Below are 22508 nucleotides of genomic sequence, written 5' to 3'. Positions count from 1 at the left end.
CAAAAGCCGGCTTCATCCAAAGCCGCAAGAATTAAAACAAGTATCAACCGCCAATGGGAACATCCAACCCGGAGGCACAAAACAGAAAAGATTATGACAAAGACATTGAAGAAAAAGCAAATCATCCTCGCGGCCCTCCTGCTGGCTGCCAACATCCAAGTTTTCGCGCAAGGCAACGGCATGGCGGGCATCACCGAAGCCACCAGCATGGTCACTTCCTACTTTGACCCGGCGACGAAACTCATCTACGCCATCGGCGCGGTCGTCGGGCTTATCGGAGGCATCAAGGTGTACGGCAAATTCAGCGCCGGCGACCCCGACACCTCGAAGACCGCCGCAAGCTGGTTCGGCGCGTGTATCTTCCTGATTGTAAGCGCGACCATCCTGCGCTCGTTCTTCCTCTAACAAACGGGTATCCTATACATATATAATAAGGTATAAGGACAATGGCTGAGTACCCCATCAACAAGGGCATCGGCCGTCCGGTGGAGTTCAAGGGCCTGAAGGCGCAGTACCTGTTCCTGTTCGCGGGCGGGCTGCTCGCCGCCTTCATCCTCTTCATCATCCTCTACATGGCAGGCGCGGGCCAGTGGCTCTGCATCGGCTTCGGCGCGGTATCCGCCTCGTCGCTCGTGTGGCTCACGTTCCGGCTGAACGCGAAGTACGGCGAACACGGGCTGATGAAGTTGGGCGCGGCACGGATGCGCCCACGCCATGTGCTCCACCGCAGACGGGTGTCCAATCTGTTAAGACGAAAAAAGAAGAAAGGAAGAAACGTATGAGAAACATCATGAAAGCCACCACGCTGGAAAGCCGCTTCCCCCTGCTTTCGGTGGAACACGGGTGCATCGTCTCGAAAGACGCGGACATCACCGCCGCCTTCGAGGTGGAGCTTCCGGAGGTCTATACCGTCACGGCGGAGGAATACGAGGGCATCCACGCCACGTGGTGCAAGGCAATCAAGGTACTGCCCGACCATTCGGTGCTGCACAAGCAAGACTGGTACGTGAAGGAACGGTACCGCCCCGACCTCGGCAAGGAGGGCATGGGCTTCCTCGCCCGCAGCTACGAGATGCACTTCAACGAGCGCCCGTTCCTGCACCACAAGTGCTACCTGTTCCTGACGAAGACTACGAAGGAGCGCATGAGGCAGCAGAGCAACTGGAATACGCTGTGCCGGGGGCATATCGTACCGAAAGAAATACAGGACAAGGAGACGGCGGTGAAGTTCATCGAGGCGGTGGAGCAGTTCGCGCGTATCCTGAACGATTCGGGGCATATCAAATTGCGCCGCCTCTCCGATGACGAGCTTACAGGCACGGACAAGGAGACGGGCATCATAGGCAGGTACTTCGCCCTGTCGCTGGGCAACGCGGACTGTCTGGAGGACATCGAGATGACGGCAAGGGAAATGCGCGTCGGCGACAACCGCCTGTGCCTGCACACCCTGTCGGACACGGAGGACCTGCCCGCAGCGGTGGCCACGGACTGCCGTTACGAAAGGCTGTCCACCGACCGCTCGGACTGCCGCCTGTCCTTCGCCGCGCCGCTGGGACTGCTGCTGCCCTGCAACCACATCTACAACCAGTATGTCTTCATCGGCAACAGCGACGAGGAACTGCGCCGCTTCGAGAAAACGGCGAGGAACATGCAGTCGCTCTCCCGGTACAGCCGCCAGAACGCCATCAACCGCGAGTGGATTGAAGAATACCTGAACGAAGCGCACTCGCAGGGGCTGAAGTCCGTCCGCGCCCACTTCAACGTGATGGCGTGGAGCGACGACGCGGAGGAGCTGAAACGCATCAAGAACGACGTGGGCAGCCAGATGGCAAGCATGGGCTGTGTGCCGCGCCACAACACGACGGACTGCCCGACGCTGTTCTGGGCGGGCATCCCCGGCAACGCGGCGGACTTCCCGGCGGAAGAGTCGTTCCACACGTTCATAGAGCAGGCGGTGTGCCTCTTCGCGGGCGAGACCAACTACAAGGACTCTCCGTCCGCCTTCGGCATCCGCATGGCGGACCGCATCAGCGGCAAGCCCCTGCACATCGACATCTCCGACCTGCCGATGAAGCGCGGCGTGACGACCAACCGCAACAAGTTCGTATTGGGTCCTTCGGGCAGCGGCAAATCGTTCTTCATGAACCATCTGGTCAGACAATACTATGAGCAAGGCTCCCATGTGGTGCTGGTCGATACGGGCAACTCCTACCAAGGGCTGTGCGAGATGATACACCGCAAGACCAAGGGAAAGGACGGGGTTTATTATACCTATACGGAGGACAACCCGATTTCCTTTAATCCGTTCTACACGGAGGACAAGGTGTATGACATCGAAAAGAGGGAAAGTATCAAGACTTTGTTGCTGACGCTGTGGAAGAAGGACAATGAGCCTGCTACCCGTGCGGAGGAGGTTGCACTTTCCAATGCCGTGTCGCAGTACATAGGACGTATTAAGGAAGACAACAGCATTGTCCCATGCTTCAACACGTTCTACGAGTTTATAGACACGGATTATCGCAAGGTATTGGAAGATAAGAAAGTGCGTGAAAAGGACTTTGACATTGCCAGTTTCCTGAATGTGCTGGAGCCGTACTACAAGGGCGGTGAATATAATTACCTGCTTAATTCGGACAAGGAACTGGACTTGCTACACAAGCGGTTCATCGTCTTTGAAATCGACCAGATAAAAGAGCACGCCATCTTGTTCCCGGTTACGACAATCATCATTATGGAGTTGTTCATCAACAAGATGCGCCGTCTGCAAGGTATCAGAAAGATGATAATAATTGAAGAGGCTTGGAAGGCGATTGCTTCGGCGAATATGGCTTCCTATGTAAAGTATCTTTATAAGACGGTCAGAAAGTATTTCGGCGAGGCAATAGTGGTGACGCAGGAGGTGGACGACATCATCAGCTCGCCCATCGTCAAGGAGTCCATCATCAACAACTCGGACTGCAAGATACTGCTCGACCAGCGGAAGTTCATGAACCGCTTCGACCAGATACAGGGATTGCTGGGGCTGACGGAAAAGGAGAAGTCGCAGATACTTTCCATCAACCAGTCCAACGATTCGTCCAGACGATACAAGGAGGTGTGGATAGGCTTAGGCGGCACACAGTCGGCGGTGTACGCCACGGAGGTGTCCATACACGAATACCTTGCCTATACAACGGAGGAAACGGAGAAGATGGAAGTCCGCGAACTGGCGGGGAAGCTGGGCAGCGACATGGAAGCCGCCATACGGCAGATTGCGGAGAAACGTATGGACGAAGAAAAGTAACCGATGGAAACATCACCCGACCACAGACGGCGTTTGAGGCCACCTTATACGGCATATAAGGGTGTATCAAACGGCGTATGAGGTCAAGACACATTTTATCAACAAAAAAACAAGAATTGAAGATTATGAACATTGAACTGACAAAGACACAACGGCTGCTGCTTTGCGGCGGTCTGATAGGCTTGGCGTCGCTGATGCTGCAAGCCTGCGAGACGGTAATGAAAGAAAACGAAGACATCCGCGAGAAGATTTGCGGCAACTGGCAGAGCGTGGAGGGCAAGCCCGACATATTGGTGTACAAGGAGGGCGCACTTTACAAGGTGACGCTGTTCCGCAGGGCGGGCGTCCACCGGAAACTGAAGCCGGAGACCTACCTGCTGCAAAGGGAGGCGGACGGTAACCTCTACCTGAACACGGGCTTCCGCATCGACGTGGCATACAACGAGGAAACGGACATCCTGTCCTTTTCGCCTAACGGCGACTATATCCGGGTGAACACGGATGAAACAGCCAATGGCGAAAAGAAGAAAGAACAATAAGAATGTACCACTAAATCCAATGTGAATATGAGACAAAAACTGAAAATGCCATTGGTGGCAGCCTGCCTGTGCCTTGCAGGTGCAGGCACGGCAAACGCCCAATGGGTGGTGTCCGACCCGACGAACCTCGCGCAGAGCATCATCAACTCCGCCAAGGAGATGGTGGAAACGGCGGGCACGAAAGCCAACACGCTCAACGGCTTCTTGGAAACCAAGAAAGTGTTTGAGCAGGGAAAGAAGTATTACGACGCGCTGAAATCCGTACATGACGTGGTGAAGGGCGGCGTGAAGGTGTCGAAAAGCATCGGGTTGGTGATGGAAATATCAGAAATCTATGTGGATAACTACCAGAAGATGCTCTCTGATGAGAACTACACGCCGGAAGAGCTTGCCGCCATATCGTCGGGCTACACCATGCTGATAGACGAGAGTTCGGACGTGCTGCAAGACCTGAAGAACGTGGTGAACGTGACGGGGATGTCGCTCACGGACGCGGAACGGCTGGCGATTATCGACAACGCCTACCGCAGCCTGATGAACTACCGCAACCTCGTGCGCTACTACACGAACAAGACCATATCGGTGTCCTACCTCCGGGCAAGGAAGAAGAACGACATGGACCGGGTGATAGGACTCTACGGAAACCCCAACGAAAAATACTGGTAAGTTATGGGAGAGTTCGACAACCTTCACCAGATACTCCTTTCGCTCTACGACGAGATGATGCCGCTGTGCGCGGACATGACGGGCGTGGCGAAAGGGCTTGCCGGGCTGGGCGCGTTGTTCTACGTGGCGGTGCGCGTGTGGCAGTCGCTCGCCCGCGCCGAGGCGATAGACGTGTACCCGCTGCTCCGCCCGTTTGCGCTCGGTTTGTGCATCCTGTTCTTCCCGACCATCGTGTTGGGTACGATGAACAGCGTGTTAAGCCCCATCGTGCAGGGCGTACACGGCATCCTCGAAGAACAGACCTTCGACATGAACGAGTACCGGGAGCAGAAAGACAAACTGGAATACGAGGCGATGATGCGCAACCCGGAGACCGCCTACCTCGCCAGTGATGAGGAATTTGACCGCCAGTTGGACGAGCTGGGCTGGTCGCCCTCGGACTTGGTGACGATGACGGGGATGTACATGGACCGGGCGGCGTACAACATCAAGAAGACGGTGCGTGACTGGTTCCGGGAACTGCTGGAACTGATGTTCGCCGCAGCCGCGCTCATCATCGACACGCTCAGGACGTTCTTCCTCGTGGTGCTGAGCATCCTGGGACCGGTAGCCTTCGCCTTTGCCGTATGGGACGGCTTCCACTCGACGCTCTCGGCGTGGTTCAGCCGCTACATACAGATTTACCTGTGGCTTCCCGTGTCGGATTTGTTCAGCACCATACTGGCGAAGATACAGATTCTGATGTTGCAGAACGACATACAAGCGATGCAGACCGACCCGAACTTCTCGGTGGAGGCGAGCAACGGGGTGTACATCGTGTTCCTCATCATCGGCATCGTGGGCTACTTCACCATCCCGACGGTGGCAGGCTGGATCATCCAAGCAGGTGGCGGCATAGGCAGCTACAACAAGAACATCAACACCGCCGGGGCTTTGGGCGGCAGCGTGGCGGGAGCCGCCGCAGGAAACGTGGCAGGCCGCGCGGGCAAGCTCATCAAGGGAACGGCGGGAAAGCTGTTCCGAAGATAGGCATTCCGGACAATCCGTTTCCGTGAGTTGCCCGACCCTTAAAAACGGATTATTGAACAATTAAAAGACGAAAAGAAGAAAATGGAATTCAAATCACTCAAGAACATCGAGACGAGTTTCCGGCAGATACGTCTGTTCGGCATCGTCTATACGGCGGCCTGCGCCCTCGTGGTGGTCTGCTCGGTGGTGTGCGCCTTCCGCTTCGCCGAGGCGCAACGGCAGAAGATATACGTCCTCGATGGAGGCAAGAGTCTTATGCTCGCGCTCTCGCAGGACCTGTCGCAGAACCGCCCGGCGGAAGCCAGGGAACACGTGCGCCGCTTCCACGAACTGTTTTTCACCCTCTCGCCGGAGAAAAGCGCGATAGAGCACAACGTGAAACGCGCCCTGCTCTTGGCAGACAAGAGCGCGTACAACTATTACGCCGACTTCGCCGAAAAGGGCTTCTACAACCGCATCATCGCCGGGAACATCAACCAAGTGTTGCAGGTGGACAGCGTGGTGTGCAATTTCGACCGCTATCCCTACGAGGCGCGGACATACGCCCGTCAGATGATTATCCGCGAGAGCAACGTGACGGAACGGACATTAGTAACCGCCTGCCGCCTGCTCAACGCGAGCCGCTCGGACGACAACCCAAACGGCTTCACCATCGAGGGCTTCACGGTATTGGAGAACAAGGACATCCGGACGATTGAAAGATAATGCGTATGGGAAAGATGAAAAATCTCATTGAAAAGTGGACCACCGGGCTGAAAGGTTGGTTACGCAATAGGCTGGACGCCCTGCCGCCCAAAGCACGGCTTAGGATAGTCCTTGCGGCATTTGCCGTGTTCGCCTCGCTCTGTCTCTACATGACTGCCGCCGCAATCATCGGCTTCGGCAAAGGGGAAGAGGCATTGGAGATACGGCACATCGAGAAGTTAGAAATATATAATAAGGTGTATCACTCAAATTTGAATCCACAATGAAATTATCAGATTGGATATGGGAAAAGATGGAAAACTTGCAGGATGCCGGATTCCGATGGAAACCGACCTTGAAGTTCTGCCATCAGGTGCTTCGCTTGGATTACAATGCCATTGCCGATTCCATCGTAAGGAACGGGCATCGCCCGGCAATTACGGAAGAGCAGGCAAAAATACTCTGGGATTACCGTTTCTTCCGGAATCTGGACCAGACGGAACGCAGCGGCTGGCACAAGGTTATGGATGTACTGCAACAAACCGATTGGGGCAAACAGCAGGTCTGGTTGTTGTCCGGATTGAAAATGGGGAATGAAACACTTCCCCAAAAACTGAATGCCATGTACACGCTGCTTTGTAGTGCCCATACGGGTAAAAGCCATACCCTATGTCCTCTGCCCAATCCGGAAGAAGTGGCTACCGCCCATAAGCTGGTAGGGTATTGCATGAAGGACGAGGAACTCGACTACTTGAAGCGGCTTGCCCTGCATGGGGAATATCCGGGAGACCTGACCGCCATCAGGCATGGTCTGATGGATATGTACCAAAAGATAGAGGACCTCGAATGGGAACGGGCCAAGGAAATGCGTGCGGACAATCACTGGTCGGCGGACTCCATCGATGCGGCCATCCAGGAGGAAAAAGGACGGATTATGCGCAGTGCCTCCGATTTGTACGAGCAGAAAGTGCAGGGCAAGTTCCCGGACGACTATCGGAAAGCCCTGCACCGGGAACGGATGGTGCTTCATGGACTCTCTCAAAAGGGATGGGACGGGCAGACAAAAATTCCGAAACCTCTGTTGGTCAAGTATGGGTTGGCGGAATCATTCGGAAAAATAAGCGATGCGTTGATGGATTACATTATCCGTTGTGACATGGGAGACGATACTTATCCCAAGCATATGGTAGGGCATCATAACCGCATCATCAAAGAACAGTCCCGGATAGGATTGGAACGCTTGGAACACAGGTTGTTTCCGGATAAAAACAAACCAAAGCTCCATCCGGCTTCTTTGGGTACGCATAAAATGCCCATTCGCTTACAGAATCAGGTAAGCAAAGAGAATAAAGGTATAAAAATCAGACTTTGACAAGCTAATTGAACTGATGATGGAAACAAAAGAACAGAAGAATGAATCAAGAACAAAAGAGAAAAAGCCGCTGACGGAACAACAGCGTCAGCAAAGGCAGAAGATGCTGGTCTATCCGCTGATGGTGCTGCTGTTCGCCGGGTGTATGTGGCTCATCTTCGCGCCGTCCTCCGAGGACAAGGAGAAAGAACGGCAGGGACAGGGATTCAACACGGACATGCCCATGCCCGAAGACTCCAAAATCATCGGGGACAAGGCGAAAGCCTACGAGCAGCAGGATTTGGAAAACAAGCGGAAGGAACGCCGGGGCATGGTGGGCGACCTCTCCGCGTTCTGGAACGACAGCGACGGTGACACGCCAACGGACGATGCCGACACTTCGGACGATTACCGCCTGACACGGACGGAAACGACCGACGGGGAAACGGCGGACGAAAGACAGGCGGGCATCCGCACTTCCGCTGCCGCCTACCAACGGCTGAACACCTCGCTGGGCACGTTCTACGAGCCGCCGAAGGAGGACACGGAAAAGGAGGAACTCCGGGAGCGCATCGACGAACTGGAAGCCATGCTGGTGGCGCAGGATAGCAAGCCTTCCACGATGGAGGAACAGGTCGCCCTGTTGGAAAAGTCCTATGAGCTGGCGGCGAAGTACCAGAATGACAACAATGCCGGACAAGCCGCACAGCCCGATGAAACGGGAGGTTCTGTGAGTACAGGCGAAAAGAGCATGAAGGCAGAACCCGTAAGCGATGTAAGGCGGACGGTGGTGTCCGCCCTGCCGCAGCCCATGACAGACTCGGCGTTCATCGCGGACTATTCGGGGGAACGCAACTACGGCTTCCACACCGCCATCGGTGCGGAGGAAACGACGGGGAAGAACACCATCGCCGCCTGTGTGCAGGGCGACCAGACGCTGACGGACGGGCAGACGGTGAAGCTCCGGCTGCTGGAGCCGATGCGCGTGTCGGGGCGCGTCATCCCCCGGAACACGCTCCTTGTGGGCGCGGCACGGTTGCAGGGCGAAAGGCTCGGCATCGGCATCACCTCGCTGGAACACGGGGGAAACATCATCCCGGTAGAACTGGAGGTGTACGACAGCGACGGGCAGGCGGGCATCTTCATACCCGGCTCGATGGAGATAGACGCGGCAAAGGAAATCGGGGCGAACATGGGCAGCTCGCTCGGAAGCAGCATCAACATATCGACCGACGCGGGGGCGCAGCTCGCCTCCGACTTGGGGCGAGGGGCGATACAGGGCATCTCGCAGTACATCTCGAAAAGGATGCGCACGGTCAAGGTACATCTGAAGTCAGGGTACAGGGTATTGCTCTACCAAGAAAAGGAATGAACAGTCCAAAAACATAAAGGCAAAAAAAGAAAAAATAATCAACAAACTAATTTTTATTTACCACTAAATCCAACGTAAAATGAGTATCAAGAAAGTAATGACAATGTTTGCCCTGCTGATGGGCATCGCCTGTGCGAGCTACGCGCAGGGAGTGACGAACGACAGCACTGCCACCGCCAAGGAGGACGGGCTGGAACTGGTGAAGGACGTCTATCCGCAGACGGAGGAGGACGGCGACCTGTACCACGGTCTGACGAAAAAGCTGATGTTCGACCGCATGATACCGCCGCACGGCTTGGAAGTCACGTATGACAAGACCGTCCACATCCTGTTTCCGGCGGCGGTGCGCTACGTGGACTTGGGTTCGCCCAACCTGATAGCGGGCAAGGCGGACGGTGCGGAGAACGTCATCCGTGTGAAGGCGACGGTCAAGAATTTCCGCAACGAGACGAACATGAGCGTCATCACGGAGGACGGGTCATTTTACACATTTAATGTGAAATACGCCGATGAGCCGCTTATCCTGAACGTGGAAATGAAGGACTTTATCCACGACGGCAGCACGGTGAACCGACCGAACAACGCGCAGGAAATCTACCTGAAGGAACTGGGCAGCGAAAGCCCGATGCTGGTACACCTCATCATGAAGTCGCTGCACAAGGAGGACAAGCGCAAGGTGAAGCACATCGGCTGCAAGCGTTTCGGCATCCAGTACCTGCTGAAAGGGATTTATGTCCACAATGACCTGCTGTATTTCTACACGGAGATAAAGAACCAAAGCAATGTGCCGTTTGACGTGGACTACATCACGTTCAAGATTGTGGACAAGAAGGTGGCGAAGCGTACCGCCATGCAGGAACAGGTGCTGTTCCCGCTCCGCGCCTACAACTACGCCGTCCGTGTAGCCGGGAAGCGGTCCGAACGCACGGTGTTCTGCCTTCCGAAGTTCACCATCCCCGACGGCAAGCAGCTCGTGGTGGAGATGAACGAGAAGGACGGCGGACGCCACCAGACGTTTACCGTGGAGAACGAGGACTTGGTACAGGCTGAAACCATCAACGAACTGCGCGTGCGATGAAAGGAAAGGTACTGTTTATTGTAACGCTTCTGTTCGTCCTCCTGGCAGGACGGGCGGAAGCCCAACGGTGCCTGCCGAAGATGCGGGGCATCGAGTTGAGAGCCGGGCTGAACGAGGCGGACGGCTATGTGCTGGGAGCCATGCTTTCGAGCTACGCGAAAGGTGGGAACAAGTGGGTGTACGGGCTGGAATACCTGAAAACCAGCCACGGATACCGGAGTACGACCATCCCTGCGGCACAGTTCACGGCGGAGGGCGGTTACTACTACAACTTCCTCTCGGACGCGAAAAAGGTGGTGTTCTTCTACGCTGGCGCGTCAGCCCTTGCCGGGTACGAGACGGTGAACTGGGGCGGAAAGACGCTGTACGACGGGGCGAGGCTGAACAACAAGGACGCCTTTGTCTATGGCTGCGCCGCCACGCTGGAAATGGAGCTGTACCTCGTGGACTTCATTGCGCTGACGGCCTCGCTGCGTGAACGCTTCCTGTGGGGCGGCAGCATGGGCGTGTGCCACACGGAATACGGGATAGGCGTGAAGTTCATCATCAACTGAATGTGCGCCTATATGGATATAGAAGCGATGAAACGCTATCCGCTGGAGGACTTCCTTGCACGGCTGGGGCATCATCCCGTGCAAAGACGTGCCAACGCCATCTGGTACAGGTCGCCGTACCGGGAGGAACACACGCCTTCCTTCAAGGTAAACCCGGAAAAGAACCTCTGGTTTGATTTTGGCGAGGGCAAGGGCGGTAACATCTTCGCCCTTGCGGGGGAGTTCATCCAAAGCGGCGACTTCCTCACACAGGCGAGGTATGTGGCGGAGGTGGCGGACATGCCGTTGCAGGACTATGAGCAACGCCGCACCCCCGAAGTGCGGCAACCAGCCGGACACAGCTTCGAGGACGTGGAAGTGCTGCCCTTGCAGAGCCGGGCGTTACTCCATTACCTGCAAGAAAGGGGCATACCGTCCGCCATAGCCATCGCGAACTGCAAGGAGATGCGCTACTCCACGCACGGGAAACGGTATTTCGCCGTGGCTTTCGGCAACTGCGGTGGCGGCTACGAGATACGCAACCCGTTCTTCAAGGGCTGTGTGCCGCCAAAGGACGTCACCCTGCTGCCGTCAGGCTCTGCCGTTTGCAACGTGTACGAGGGCTTCGTGGACTACCTTTCCGCCCGTGCATTAGGCATCGGCGGCGGGGAGGACCACCTTGTCCTCAACTCGGTGTCCAATGTGGCGAGGGCGTACCGGCATCTGGACGGCTACGGAACGGTGCGGTGCCACCTTGACAACGACGAAGCCGGGCGGCGGACATTGGAAGCCCTGCGCACACGTTACGGCGAAAGGGTGTCGGACTGCTCCGGCATCTACGGCGGATGCAAGGACTTGAACGAGTATCTGCAAAGCCGTCTGAAACAAAACGAGAAGAACAACAAGAACATCAAACTTAAAATGTAACGGTTATGAACATGAACAAATTAAACAATACACGGAAAGTGAAAAGAAACATAGTAAAATCATTGGCAACCCTTTGTCTGGGGCTGCTCTCTGTATGCTTCACCGCCTGCGATGACGATTTGGACGTGACGCAAGCCTATCCGTTCACGGTGGAAGCCATGCCCGTGCCGAAGGAACTGGCGCAGGGCGAGACGGCGGAAATCCGTTGCGAACTGGTACGCGAGGGCGAGTTTGACGGGGCGGTCTATACCATCCGCTATTTCCAATACGACGGGGAGGGCACGTTGAAGCTGGATAACGGCTTGGTGTTGCAGCCCAACGACCGCTACCTGCTGGAGAACGAAAAATTCCGCCTATATTACACCTCGGAGTGCGACGAGTCGCAAAGCCTGACCATCACGGTGGAGGACAATTTCGGCAATGCCTGCGAGTGGGAATTGGAGTTCAACAACGACTCGGACGCGGAAACGGAGGGAGGCGTCGCTGTGTCTGACACCTTGAACGCCAGCCGATGATGCGCAAGGCGTTGCTCCTGCTGCTGGCGGCTGCCCTCTGTGGCAGCCTGCCGGCACAAGACACGGACAGCATGGCGGAACTGCTGGCATCGTTTAACAATCATCCCAAGGCTGACATCGCCGTTGAACTGATAAAAAAGTACGAGGGACTGCACGACCGTTCCGATTACCCCTACTACGGCTACGGGCATCGCAGGTTGCCCAACGAAAACCTTTCCTATGACATGACGGAGGCGGAAGCCGAAGCCCTGCTCCGCAAGGATTTGGCGGTGCGCTACAAGCTGTTCCGCAAATTTGGTAAAGATGCCTTGCTTCTTACCGTATTAAGTTTCAATGTGGGTCAAGGGGTATTGCTTGGTCACGGCGGACACCCGAAAAGCAAACTCATCCGCAAGCTGGAAGCCGGGAATCGAGACATTTACCGTGAATATATCGCTTACTGCCGGTACAAAGGAAAGCAGCACGCCATGCTATTCAATCGAAGAAAAACAGAATTTGCGTTGCTATATATTCCGTGATATGATTAAAATTCCTTGCGGTAAATAATTTCGCAAGGAATTTTTGCTTCCAATACAAATAAACATATTATCTTTACAAATAAATTTTCGAAAAATGAAAGAGCCGAAAGAAATCTATTATTTACCTGTAGAACAGTTATCTGATGATGTTATTCAATATATTGAAAAAGTTTTTGAGTTATTAGATGCTGTAAAAAATGATTGCAATAGCAATAATTTTTCTCGCCGATTTACTTTCATAAGAGATGAGAAAGCTATTAGTGATGTTGCGGAAATTAAAAAAGATAATAATAAATTAAATCATATATATATCAACGAAAATTTCTGTCAGTATTTATGGTCTGTTTGTGTCTATCTTATCGCATATTTTGAAAATGTTATACATATCCCTATGATGGATGCTGTTGGTATTAATAAAAATGGATATAAGCCCAATATGATAGATGTAGAATATGGCAATGATTGTTTTTTCAGAGGACGGCAATTATTACATAACTTTAATAGAGATGCATATTGGGTTACTCCAAATATCTGTAATCCGCAGCAATTTGAAAATATTATAAGCCATGCGAATGATGTCTATTGTGCTGCAATAGCATTTATATATGCTCACGAGTTTTCACATAATTATTTGGGGCATACACAAATACAGCAAACGCTTTCTCGTTCAATAAATGATGAAATTGCAGCAGATGATATGGCAATTAGCTTTATTCAAACTGAATATAACTCTGCATGGGGAAGAACCTATAAGGCAGGAATTGCAACTACATTAGCAGCCCTTTTATTAATGGGAGAGGATTCTATTTCTGGTGGTGGAACCCATCCAGATATGGATGTTCGAATAGAAAATTTGGTTACTAAACTGGAATTGCACGAAATGGATCTTCTTTGGGGCTATTTAGGGGTTGCTTTAAGATTATGGCTTCTTGTTTTTGATGGCTTATCCATCAAAGAGGATATGCAGCAACCGGGGTTTGGTTCATACAAAGAGATATATTTATATTATATAGAAAAATTAAAGATTGTCAGGCAACAACGTTATCCTACAATTATCAAACCAGACTGGGATATATAATTAATGACTTCATTGGATTTTTCCATCTTATCGAAGATGGGGGCAACGGTTTCTTTGCTACTTTCTTATCCGCCGACCTGCTCATGAAAGAAAGTAGCGGGCGGCAAGCCTGCCGCCCGATTTTACCGCTTTATCCTTTGCAGCACACGCTCAAGTGTGCGCTCGGCAATGGGGCGTGTGTCCTTGTTCCAAAGGTTATACCCGTGTACGGATATTCCCACGCTCCGCAAATCTCGGATATAACCGGACGCTTCATCTTGCGTGGGCAGGTAAACGAACTGCACCCATGCGTCCCTGCCGTCTGTCAGTATGAAATAGTATTTCATTTCGCTTGTTTTTTCAGTTGTTACGAATGGAGTGTGGGCGGTGTTTCCACCGCCACGCACTCAAAATTCCTTTATGTCGGCGATAGCCGTGCAGCGTGTGAGCCATTCCTTTACGCAGGGCATGTTGTATTCGGAAGTGATGACTGCCGTATGCCCGTTTATCTGCGTAAACCTCGTACTTTCATAGTCCTCCACCCATCCTTTGAGGCTGTCCGTTCCCCATGCGTCCGCATCGGCGAACATATTGTCCAAAACCTTGATAGGGTCGCTGAACGTCACTATCAGCGTTTCATATCCTGCGCTCATCGTCTGCCCTCCTTCGCTTTAATCCATTCGTCACGCAACCGCCTGCACTCGTCCAATGTGGGTTTCACGCAGGAGAACAGTTCTCCCGTTGTGGTGTCCCGATAGTCATATTGGTACATCGTGCGGACTTTGCGCCCGATTTTCAGTTGGAATTTCTCGTATTTCTCACCTGCCGTGCAGGTGCTTACTCCGTTAATAGTCATTCTTGTTGTCATAGCCTTATCAATTAAAATTCAACAATCAGTAATCTGTTCTCCAAACATTGGTCGGGGTCGGATGCCTTTTTCTGTGTCACCCACAGATGGTGTGCGCCATACCCGAATGCGAAAAGGGCGTTGAAAAGTTTCTTTCGGGCGAACACCTCCATTACCCCCCTTACATCCTGCTCGTCCTTTGTCAGTACAAGCGTGTTCAACAATTCGATGAACATTTCAGGCAGTTTCTCGTGCCACCCGAAAATCATGTTTTCTATTCTCACTTCCATATCAATAAGTATTAAGTTGTTAAACGATTACGCTGCTTCTTTCATCCGTTTCCGTATCTGCTCGGCATTGTCCTCCACCAATTTGATGATGCGGTCGTGGTATTCGGTGTTGGAGTTGCATACGCCACGGCTCTGCACCACTTTTAATGTCCGCAAGTCCACCTCCACTGTCTCGATGCGTCGCTCGTCTATCCGTGCGGAAAGTATCAGGGAGTTCTCATTGTTGTAGTAGGCGTTGGCATAGACGCAATGGTGCATGGCTTTCCCCTCCTCGTAGAACTCGTCCACGCTTTGCAGCACCTTGACGATGATTAGACCGTCCGTCAGTACAAGGTTGAGGAATGCGGCTTTCTTTCGGATATACTCGTCTTTCTCTTTCGCCATTTCTTCCAGACGCTTCCGCTCACGCTCCAACCGCTCGGCTTCCCACTCCCTGTGTTGCTGCTGCCGTTCACGCTCCAATTGGACTTGCCGTTTCCCCATATACAGGTCGTGAGCCGCCTTGAAATCGGGCGGGCATATGAAACGGGGGTTGCGCAAATCTTTTCCCAATCTCTCTAAGAGATATACGAGGTCGCACCACAATGAGATGTCGGTTATGGCATATTTATTCCGCATGGCTATCTTGTACGAGTTCCAACATCTGTCAAGTACCTGCGGACGGGAGAGGAAATAGCGCAAGTGTTCGATGTTGCCCGACTTCAGCAATGTTTCCGCACGGCTGTCCGAAAGGATAGCCTTGAAGAAGTCGTAAGGCAGTATGCCGTGCAGGTTGCCGTCAAAGCCATTTCGCTTAATTTCGGGGATAATCCGTCGGCGTGGATAGGTGCATATCGGGTCAATGTCATACACCTTATGCTGGTTGTTCCTGCGGATTTCCATCGGGCTGTCCTCGTTCCACAAGTCGTAGTAGAGAAGTGAAAAGCCACGCAACCTTGCCACTGTCTCGGACTTGCCGTCAGGAGCAATCCACCGCTGTGCCACCTCAAAGATGGAATACTCCGCCTTTTGCCCGACTTTCTGACGGCTCCTGACGAAAAAGAAACGTATTACCTGGTAGCCTTTGCAGGTGGTGATGATGGAGAAATACTCGTTGTCCACGAACACCCTCTTTCGGGTGTCCGTGATTTCCAATGCCGTGCCGCAGTTCGGGCAGGTGCATCCGCAAAGCGTGTCGGCAAGGCTGTGTCCGCTTTTCCATGCGTGTCCGCACTCCGTGCAGGTAATGACGCCTTTTGCAGTCCGCCTGCCGTAGTGCTTGAAACAATGGTGGAAAGCGTAGGTTCTCTGTGCGTTTGTCAGTTCGGGCAGGGTTGCGCTCAGACGGATGACTTCTTTCTGTATGGGTGTCTTGGGTTTCATAGGTTCAGAATAATGAAAGTTCAACTTGTTGTGCGTTTGTCTTTTGGTTCGCCTTAGCCTTGTTCCGGTTTTGCATCTTGCGCAGTTCCTCGTCTTGGTATTGGCGGATGGCTCTCTGCCTTGCTTCCGCCTTTTCCTCGTCCGTCAGTTCAACTCCGCATACCATGACTTGGCACGGGATTGGTTTGCCGATGTCGATGTCGTCCTCGTCAAAATAGTGTACCGCTTGCGACAAGACTTCCCCTGCGGTAACGCCTATGCCGTTGCCTCCATTGCATTGGCTTTTCGCCCAATGCAACAAATAGGTGATGCAATCGTCCATGTTCTTGTTCGGCTTGCTGTAACTTGCTGCAAACAGCTTGTCCTCCGCCGCACGGCTGTCCAAATAGGCTTGGATGGTCCGCTTGAAATGGTCTGTTCCGTTCATATCTGTATGTATTTTAGTTATTTGAAAAATTCTCCGTTGGATAAAAACTCGTATTCGTTGGCTTCGCAATCACGCTCAAAGGCTTCCTCGTTGCTAGCATATTCCACATCATCCCTGCAAAAGCGGAAAAAGCTGTCGATGCAGTCATTCATCAAGTCATACAAGTTCGTATGCTTGTCGGGGACTTTCAGAAAGTCGTATATGGGTTTCAGTATGTCCATGTCCGCACAATAACCCGTCAGCACACAATCATTGGTTACGGATATCCGACTTCTGCGCTGTTTGTGGAAGTCCTTTTTGTGCCAATAGGTCTTGGGCTTGAAAAGGTTGTGCCAATAGTTGTTCACGATGAATTTCAGCAACCGCACACCGCACAGTTCTTCCTCTTCCCCGCTGTAATTTGAGATGAATTGGAAATTATAGGTACAGGCATCATAATTCCACCTGCTTACCTTTACCTTGAAAATCTCCTCAAAGGCTTTCAACGTTGCCCTGTTGTCGGATGCGTCATATTCAAAGCCTTTCAACCACTTCCAATAGGCGTTCTCTTTCGCCTTGTCCGAAAGCTCGTCCACCTTGTAAACTTCGTATTTCCTCGTTTCCGTTCTCATAACTTTGCTCTATTGTTCGTCCAACATATTGTGATAAAACAACTCGTCATCCCGTCCGTAGATTTCCATCGTAGGGTTGTTGTCGTTTTCCGCAGGGGACAGTCCTTCCACCGTTTCGGGGTTCAATTCGTAGTCGCAATAGATGACGTTCTCGTCCATACCGATATGGCTGTTCACGTCTTTATCTTCCCATGAAAGAATGATGGATTTGGCTTCTTCATAGCTGTTCGCTTTGATGGAGAAGCGGGTACGTTCCCAGCAAGTTACCTTGCAATCCATATAAAAGTCAAAAGTTTCCATTGTCTGTAATTTAAGATGGTTATACGGTTTTCTGTAAAATCTCTATGTGGTATTGGGGCGGGCATTCCAAGATGAGAAAGGCGATGAAGTCCTTTCTTGCCTCCTTGTTCAACTCGTGGTACAACCTCCTGAATGAGGAAAAGTTACCGTTGATGCACACCTCTACCATATACTCGAAGATGTTGTCCACCTCGTAATACCTGCATTGTTGTGCCACTGTCTTGCTGTGTCTTTTCGCCATATCCGTATGAATTAAAGGGTTAATAACCAAATGAAAATTCCGATAGCTGCCACTACTGAAAGCAGGGCGGTGAGGATGCCGAACATGAAGTTCAACATACCCAGCAGGATTTCCCCTGCGATGCCCACCGCCAAACCTCCTGCGCAAAGGGTAATGCCCCATGCTGCTCTCACCATTGCGGACAATACGCTCCGCATAGCCTTTCCGATGTCGTTCAATGTCATTCTCATATCTTCCAATTTTTAGATTGTTGTTACTTGTCTTGCTCGGATGGGGAGGTCGGGTCGAGTCCTTTTTCTTTTCGCCTCTCCGTATGTCCGATGTCTCCTTGTGACGTCTTCCGACCGCGCACCGGTCGTTTTCGTTTCAGGGGAAAAAGCAAAGGTCAGGGGAGTAGGTTCAGCAAATTTTTTCGACAGAATACTACCTGAGCCTGCGAAGTGTGGAGATTGTGGCTAAAAAATTTGTGTTCCTAATCCCGTCTTTACCTTTGCCCCTGCAACGAAAATGACCACTGATGCCGTCTGGAATGGCGGCATGGGGACATTGGCATACACTTGGAGAGACGGAAAGGAAAAGGGGGAAGTATGTGAAATGGCGCAACGCGCCACAGGAAAATCGAAAGGGCGGCGCAACTGACAAGGGAAAGCCTCGCTTTCCTGCCGCCGTGACGGAAGTCCCGTGACCGTCATTGTCATGCGGGCATGGCTTGCGGTCGCGGGTGTTCCTCCGGCGGCATCTGTCTGAAAATGGTCTTGCCTGCCATTGCTCCGATTGGCAACGGCAGGGCAAGACGGTTGGAAGACAGGCCACACATGACAGCCGGGAATAGTCGCAGGAGCAGATTCACGCTTGCCGTGTCCTGCATCCGGCGGCATTTCCGGCTGACAACGGAAACGAAAAAAGAAAAACGAATAAGACGGTCTTGGCCGTTCAGCACAAGCACATAAAAGAAGTGTCCGCGACGATGGCAGTGTCACTGGTGACATTGTGGTCGTCGTGGGCTTTTCTTTGCTTGTGCTGCTTCTGAAATGGGCTTGCGCACATCAAGCCGGAAGCCGTTTTCAGAACAGGAAAAATGATGGAGGATAAAATTTGCGGGCGAAATAAAATTGCGGGAAATTTTGCAAAGACGGGGACTGTTTTGTACCTTTGCAAAAAGTAAGGACGTTCTTTCGCTTGATGCAAAATGAGGCAGATTATAGAAGTTCGCTGGTTTCTAAACCGTTAACAAGTCTGTTTTGTTTCTCTGTTAATTATCTCATAGCTTGAAAGATACAATTTTTATTGTGTCTTACCATTTGGTTCATACTTGAAGATTGAGAGTGCGACGTTTGCTTCTGCTCAGTCTGTGAATAACTTGTGTTCAGTTGCAAAACTAAACGCTTGGCAAGCTCAGATTTAAGATTCAGACGGAAAGAATAACGTTCGAGTCCAGTATTCATAATAATACCTTCTTGATCGGTGTAGCCGGCAGTAATATTATATTGAGTCATCTTGTTACCACCATTGACAGCCAACTGGTGGTCCTGAGATACTGCCGTCTGGTACATTAAGTCCTGCCAGTCAGTTGAATAAATCTTATATCTTTCCAAGGCATCATCTGTATGTCTGGGGACTTTTGTACTTGGAATGACGTTTCCTTGCATATCGTAGCCGTTAGAGGTTCGATCCAATTCATTCTCAAAAAGCGCATAGTCATGAGCATTCAGTAAATTATAGCGTTTGGAAATGTTGGAAATATCTACACGGGCATTGTAATTCACATTGACTTTTCCTTCTTTTCCCTGTTTGGTTGTGATCAGAATAACTCCGTTCGTAGCACGTGAACCATAAATAGCCGTTGCGGAAGCATCTTTCAGAACCTGGATAGATTCAATATCATTGGGATTGATGGAAGCTAGCGGATTCATCGCCGGCTGTTGGCTCAACTCACTGGTGCCACCATTTACACTTGCTGTTGCAGCCTCTATCGGGAAACCGTCGACTACATAAAGCGGGTCTGTATTGCCTGACAGTGTAGAGACACCACGTATTTGAATATTCATGCCCGCTCCGGGTGCACCACTGTTAGCTGCGATACTGACGCCCGCTATACGTCCCTGCAAAAACTGGTCGGCACTTGTGATAGGCATAATCTCAGCTTCATTCTTCATACTGACAGCACTTACCGAACCGGAAAGGTCGGATTTACGAACAGTTCCATAGCCGATGACCACCACCTCGTCCAAATTGCGTGATGCTTCCTGCATTGTAATCGTCATCTTCCCTTTTAACTGTACCGGAACAGTTATAGTAGTAAATCCGATATACGATATCTGTAACTGGGCCTTGGGATTTTTTACTTCCAGCGAGAAGTTACCGTCAATGTCTGTAATGGTTCCGTTGTTAGCACCCTTCACTTGGATTGTAGCTCCAATGATAGGAGACTTTCCTTCATCAACTACCACACCGGAAATTTTATGAGACTGTGCTGATACGGTTGATATATATCCTAAAAAGCATATTAGTAGGACTAAGTATCTATCCGTCAACTTAAATCGAATCTTCTGTTTCATAATATTATATTCGTTATTCATTGATTGTTAAACCTTATTTTAATAAGCCCTGTAATGTCGGGTATTCACTTCCCATTTCCCAAACCGTACTGAAATTCCAGTTTGTGAATGAAGATGTGTTCTTCATTTCACTTGCAGACAGGTTCTTATAACTGGAAGAACCACCTGATATGTATGAGTCACTTCCGCTACTCTGTGACTTTCCGTCTTCGTTCAAAGAGAAACAGCTTTTCATTGTTATTTGAGAAATCTTGCCATCAGTACGATGGAACAGTCCGTTTCCGAAAGAAGCCCCGTTCGCAGTTGTCATGTCTCCTACGTTATGACAGTTTTCGATTGTCATGCCACCTCCTGCTGCTATAGTACATGTCGCTACAATTCCTGCGGCATTGCTGTTGCCATTGGTAGCTGTACCTGTGCTCTTTATCGCACCTGTATTGTAGCAATCTCTGACTATAGCATTGGTTCCACCCATACGTGCGATGATACCACTTGCCGAGCCCATCGCAGTGATAGAACCAGTATTGTAAGACTGGGATATTTCGGTATCAATAGTTGCACGACCGACAATTCCTCCTACTTGATTGTTAGCCTGAGTTCCAGAAATTTCTCCTGAATTTGCACAACCAGTCACTTTGATCAGGTCATTTCCTGCTGCTCCCGCTATTGAACCGACCACACCTCCAACCGGTGATTTGCTGCTGCAAACTACATTCGCTTTATTGGTACAATATGCAACGGCAGGAGCATTGTTAGCATCACGCATTATGATTCCTACAACCCCACCGACACAACCGGCTGTCCCTTCAATAGCCGCTGTATTAGAGCAATAGGAAACTTCGCCTTTCTCGGTGAGATAACCGACAATTCCTCCGAGATAGATTTCAGCATCCGTAGTTGCAGCCGTACTGATGCTTCCCTCATTACCTGTTGTGTGGCAAGAGATAATTTTACCAGAACAGTTACCGGCAATCGCACCAACTTTGGCTTTGGCCTTGATAACAACATTCTCGATACATACATTACGTACGATACCTTCTGCACCGATAGAAGCGAACAAACCGCAATTAGTATTGGAACTTTTATTCAGCGTCCAGTTCTTTATCTTATATTGTTCGGAAGAACGTCCTGTACCGGTATCGATAATATCTCCCTTAGTTGCTTCGTATACTCCGGTGAAATTACCGTTATAAGTGTTATTGACCAGTTCTGTACTGATAGGTGCCATATCTATGCCTGTAAGGTCAATATCTACAGTCTGTTTGTAGTTCTTATCAAGATACTTGCTGACGTTCCTCAAATGACGGGGCTTCGTGATAATATATTCAGATCCTTTTTCTCCGTCTCCACTGGTCTCGTCAAACAGATTGTGTGCCTCTATAATTTCACTTCCCATCTGAGCTACAGTTCCTCCGCCAATGTTTGCGTAAGAGAATAACTGAATAGAAACCATTCCTACATATCCTTTCCAGTCAATAACATCCAGATTGTAAGATGCCGTTCCCGAAGGAATATCGATTGTGTTTTCGTTCTGGTCTGCAATGACTTTCAGCTTATAGCCGTCCACACCGGTAATTTCATTCCATGAAAGCAGGAAATCGTTGTGATCATCCAAAGTAATGACAGGAGCTTCCAGTTTGTCGGCCTGAATGACAGGAATACTCAGACTCTTGTCGGCAGCTGTAAAAACCAAACTGGCTTTACGTACCACTTCTGTCGTATTACTCTCGGTAGTGACTTTCAAAGTGGCTGTTCCTTTTCCTGTAACAGGAGTTACTGTACACCATTTAACCGGAGTATGGGTCGGTTCATCCACTACTTCGACATTCCATTCTACCGCATTGGTTTGTAGAGTAATATCCTTTTCACCTCCTCCAATGTTATATTGCAGTTCTTTAGAGTCCGCAGCCAAAGAAGTTTCGCTGGCTTCTTGCTCCACAGTTACTATCTTTATCTCCTGCGATTCATTGATAAGAAAAGTCAGTTCTGCCGTACGAGGTTCATTCCATGGATTCTCAGAATACGAAACAGGCACTTGGGAATATTTGAACCCTTCTGTTTCTGATACGCTGCACCATGCTTGTGAACTACTTAACGTCCATTTATCATCAGATATCACTTTCAATATATAGGTTCCCTCTGGTCCCGGTACTTGTAGAGGGGACTGAGTGAGCTCGTTTAAGGTCAAATAAGTTTCAGCGACCTTTGCATCCGGTTCGGGATATACAATATCTTCTTGTTGACACCCCGCGAAACATACAGCAGTCAGCATGATGACGGCTAGTTTACGATACTTATTTTTCATATGTTATAAATTAAA

29 protein-coding genes are annotated in these 22508 nt (G+C 50.9%); 16 read left to right on the top strand and 13 right to left on the bottom strand.

What is annotated here, in order from left to right:
• The first annotated feature begins 93 nt into the window (after nt 1-93).
• The 16 genes from KTR07_RS16480 to KTR07_RS16405 all read left to right on the top strand — a co-directional run bounded on the left by KTR07_RS16480 (nt 94) and on the right by KTR07_RS16405 (nt 13573).
• A complete protein-coding gene (locus KTR07_RS16480) occupies nt 94-405 on the top strand; it encodes a DUF4134 domain-containing protein (RefSeq protein WP_004322034.1) in 312 nt (103 codons plus the stop codon).
• A gap of 41 nt (nt 406-446) precedes the next feature.
• Nucleotides 447-782, top strand: a complete 336-nt coding sequence (locus tag KTR07_RS16475; protein ID WP_004322031.1) for a DUF4133 domain-containing protein — start codon at nt 447-449, stop codon at nt 780-782.
• Nucleotides 779-3283 carry a TraG family conjugative transposon ATPase gene (locus tag KTR07_RS16470; RefSeq protein ID WP_004322029.1) on the top strand — a complete coding sequence of 835 codons (2505 nt, stop codon included), beginning with the start codon at nt 779-781 and terminating at the stop codon, nt 3281-3283. The genes KTR07_RS16475 and KTR07_RS16470 overlap by 4 nt, the downstream gene beginning before the upstream one ends.
• Before the next feature lie 125 nt (nt 3284-3408).
• Nucleotides 3409-3822, top strand: a complete 414-nt coding sequence (locus KTR07_RS16465) for a DUF3876 domain-containing protein (protein WP_004322027.1) — start codon at nt 3409-3411, stop codon at nt 3820-3822.
• A 27-nt stretch (nt 3823-3849) separates the two neighbouring features.
• Entirely contained in the window at nt 3850-4488 is a 639-nt protein-coding gene (locus KTR07_RS16460) for a DUF4141 domain-containing protein (protein ID WP_004322026.1), read from the top strand.
• Nucleotides 4489-4491: 3 nt separating this feature from the next.
• Entirely contained in the window at nt 4492-5517 is a 1026-nt protein-coding gene (traJ, locus tag KTR07_RS16455) for a conjugative transposon protein TraJ (RefSeq protein ID WP_007841019.1), read from the top strand.
• A gap of 81 nt (nt 5518-5598) precedes the next feature.
• Nucleotides 5599-6222, top strand: coding sequence for a conjugative transposon protein TraK (gene traK / locus KTR07_RS16450; RefSeq protein ID WP_004322024.1), 624 nt, complete (start codon nt 5599-5601; stop codon nt 6220-6222).
• Nucleotides 6222-6488, top strand: a complete 267-nt coding sequence (locus KTR07_RS16445; protein ID WP_008761198.1) for a TraL conjugative transposon family protein — start codon at nt 6222-6224, stop codon at nt 6486-6488. The genes traK and KTR07_RS16445 overlap by 1 nt, the downstream gene beginning before the upstream one ends.
• A complete protein-coding gene (locus KTR07_RS16440; RefSeq protein ID WP_004322022.1) occupies nt 6485-7573 on the top strand; it encodes a hypothetical protein in 1089 nt (362 codons plus the stop codon). Before KTR07_RS16445 ends, KTR07_RS16440 begins: the two co-directional genes overlap by 4 nt.
• A gap of 19 nt (nt 7574-7592) precedes the next feature.
• Nucleotides 7593-8924: a conjugative transposon protein TraM gene (gene traM / locus KTR07_RS16435; protein ID WP_004322021.1), complete on the top strand. Its 1332-nt coding sequence runs from the start codon at nt 7593-7595 to the stop codon at nt 8922-8924.
• Nucleotides 8925-9003: 79 nt separating this feature from the next.
• Nucleotides 9004-10002 (top strand): conjugative transposon protein TraN, encoded by a 999-nt coding sequence (traN, locus tag KTR07_RS16430; protein WP_004322020.1) that lies wholly within the window; start codon nt 9004-9006, stop codon nt 10000-10002.
• On the top strand, nt 9999-10556 hold the full coding sequence (locus tag KTR07_RS16425; RefSeq protein WP_004322018.1) for a conjugal transfer protein TraO: 558 nt from the start codon (nt 9999-10001) through the stop codon (nt 10554-10556). The genes traN and KTR07_RS16425 overlap by 4 nt, the downstream gene beginning before the upstream one ends.
• Before the next feature lie 12 nt (nt 10557-10568).
• Nucleotides 10569-11462: a toprim domain-containing protein gene (locus tag KTR07_RS16420; protein ID WP_007841022.1), complete on the top strand. Its 894-nt coding sequence runs from the start codon at nt 10569-10571 to the stop codon at nt 11460-11462.
• Between the two features lie 5 nt (nt 11463-11467).
• Nucleotides 11468-11977: a DUF3872 domain-containing protein gene (locus KTR07_RS16415; protein WP_004322015.1), complete on the top strand. Its 510-nt coding sequence runs from the start codon at nt 11468-11470 to the stop codon at nt 11975-11977.
• A complete protein-coding gene (locus KTR07_RS16410; protein ID WP_004322014.1) occupies nt 11974-12495 on the top strand; it encodes a glycoside hydrolase family protein in 522 nt (173 codons plus the stop codon). The genes KTR07_RS16415 and KTR07_RS16410 overlap by 4 nt, the downstream gene beginning before the upstream one ends.
• Before the next feature lie 94 nt (nt 12496-12589).
• The gene (locus KTR07_RS16405; protein WP_004322013.1) at nt 12590-13573 is read left to right on the top strand and encodes a phage exclusion protein Lit family protein; all 984 of its coding nucleotides are present in this window, start codon (nt 12590-12592) and stop codon (nt 13571-13573) included.
• Between the two features lie 122 nt (nt 13574-13695).
• On the opposite strand, the gene KTR07_RS16400 is transcribed toward KTR07_RS16405, so the two are convergent.
• From KTR07_RS16400 to KTR07_RS16340, 13 genes are all read right to left on the bottom strand, one after another.
• Entirely contained in the window at nt 13696-13899 is a 204-nt protein-coding gene (locus tag KTR07_RS16400; RefSeq protein ID WP_008156960.1) for a hypothetical protein, read from the bottom strand.
• Between the two features lie 60 nt (nt 13900-13959).
• Entirely contained in the window at nt 13960-14205 is a 246-nt protein-coding gene (locus KTR07_RS16395) for a hypothetical protein (protein ID WP_004322012.1), read from the bottom strand.
• Nucleotides 14202-14420 (bottom strand): DUF3873 family protein, encoded by a 219-nt coding sequence (locus KTR07_RS16390; RefSeq protein WP_004322011.1) that lies wholly within the window; start codon nt 14418-14420, stop codon nt 14202-14204. Before KTR07_RS16390 ends, KTR07_RS16395 begins: the two co-directional genes overlap by 4 nt.
• Nucleotides 14421-14431: 11 nt before the next feature.
• On the bottom strand, nt 14432-14689 hold the full coding sequence (locus KTR07_RS16385) for a hypothetical protein (protein ID WP_004322010.1): 258 nt from the start codon (nt 14687-14689) through the stop codon (nt 14432-14434).
• A gap of 27 nt (nt 14690-14716) precedes the next feature.
• The gene (locus KTR07_RS16380; protein WP_004322009.1) at nt 14717-16051 is read right to left on the bottom strand and encodes a PcfJ domain-containing protein; all 1335 of its coding nucleotides are present in this window, start codon (nt 16049-16051) and stop codon (nt 14717-14719) included.
• A gap of 4 nt (nt 16052-16055) precedes the next feature.
• Nucleotides 16056-16478: a PcfK-like family protein gene (locus tag KTR07_RS16375; protein WP_004322008.1), complete on the bottom strand. Its 423-nt coding sequence runs from the start codon at nt 16476-16478 to the stop codon at nt 16056-16058.
• 17 nt (nt 16479-16495) lie between these two features.
• A complete protein-coding gene (locus KTR07_RS16370) occupies nt 16496-17089 on the bottom strand; it encodes a hypothetical protein (protein ID WP_004322007.1) in 594 nt (197 codons plus the stop codon).
• Between the two features lie 9 nt (nt 17090-17098).
• Nucleotides 17099-17389 carry a hypothetical protein gene (locus tag KTR07_RS16365; protein WP_004322006.1) on the bottom strand — a complete coding sequence of 97 codons (291 nt, stop codon included), beginning with the start codon at nt 17387-17389 and terminating at the stop codon, nt 17099-17101.
• Nucleotides 17390-17408: 19 nt separating this feature from the next.
• Nucleotides 17409-17630 carry a hypothetical protein gene (locus KTR07_RS16360; RefSeq protein ID WP_004322005.1) on the bottom strand — a complete coding sequence of 74 codons (222 nt, stop codon included), beginning with the start codon at nt 17628-17630 and terminating at the stop codon, nt 17409-17411.
• 11 nt (nt 17631-17641) lie between these two features.
• Nucleotides 17642-17860: a hypothetical protein gene (locus KTR07_RS16355; protein ID WP_004322004.1), complete on the bottom strand. Its 219-nt coding sequence runs from the start codon at nt 17858-17860 to the stop codon at nt 17642-17644.
• 225 nt (nt 17861-18085) lie between these two features.
• Nucleotides 18086-18619, bottom strand: a complete 534-nt coding sequence (locus tag KTR07_RS16350; RefSeq protein WP_004322003.1) for a hypothetical protein — start codon at nt 18617-18619, stop codon at nt 18086-18088.
• A gap of 267 nt (nt 18620-18886) precedes the next feature.
• The gene (locus KTR07_RS16345) at nt 18887-20188 is read right to left on the bottom strand and encodes a SusC/RagA family TonB-linked outer membrane protein (RefSeq protein ID WP_254306557.1); all 1302 of its coding nucleotides are present in this window, start codon (nt 20186-20188) and stop codon (nt 18887-18889) included.
• A 34-nt stretch (nt 20189-20222) separates the two neighbouring features.
• On the bottom strand, nt 20223-22493 hold the full coding sequence (locus KTR07_RS16340) for a BACON domain-containing protein (protein WP_008767369.1): 2271 nt from the start codon (nt 22491-22493) through the stop codon (nt 20223-20225).
• Nucleotides 22494-22508 lie beyond the last annotated feature (15 nt).

The sequence above is a fragment of the Bacteroides sp. MSK.20.82 genome (genome assembly GCF_019052485.1).
Lineage (GTDB): Bacteria > Bacteroidota > Bacteroidia > Bacteroidales > Bacteroidaceae > Bacteroides > Bacteroides thetaiotaomicron.
The sequence above is the reverse complement of the archived record's forward strand: the minus strand, read 5'-3'. Positions and strand labels throughout refer to the sequence as shown.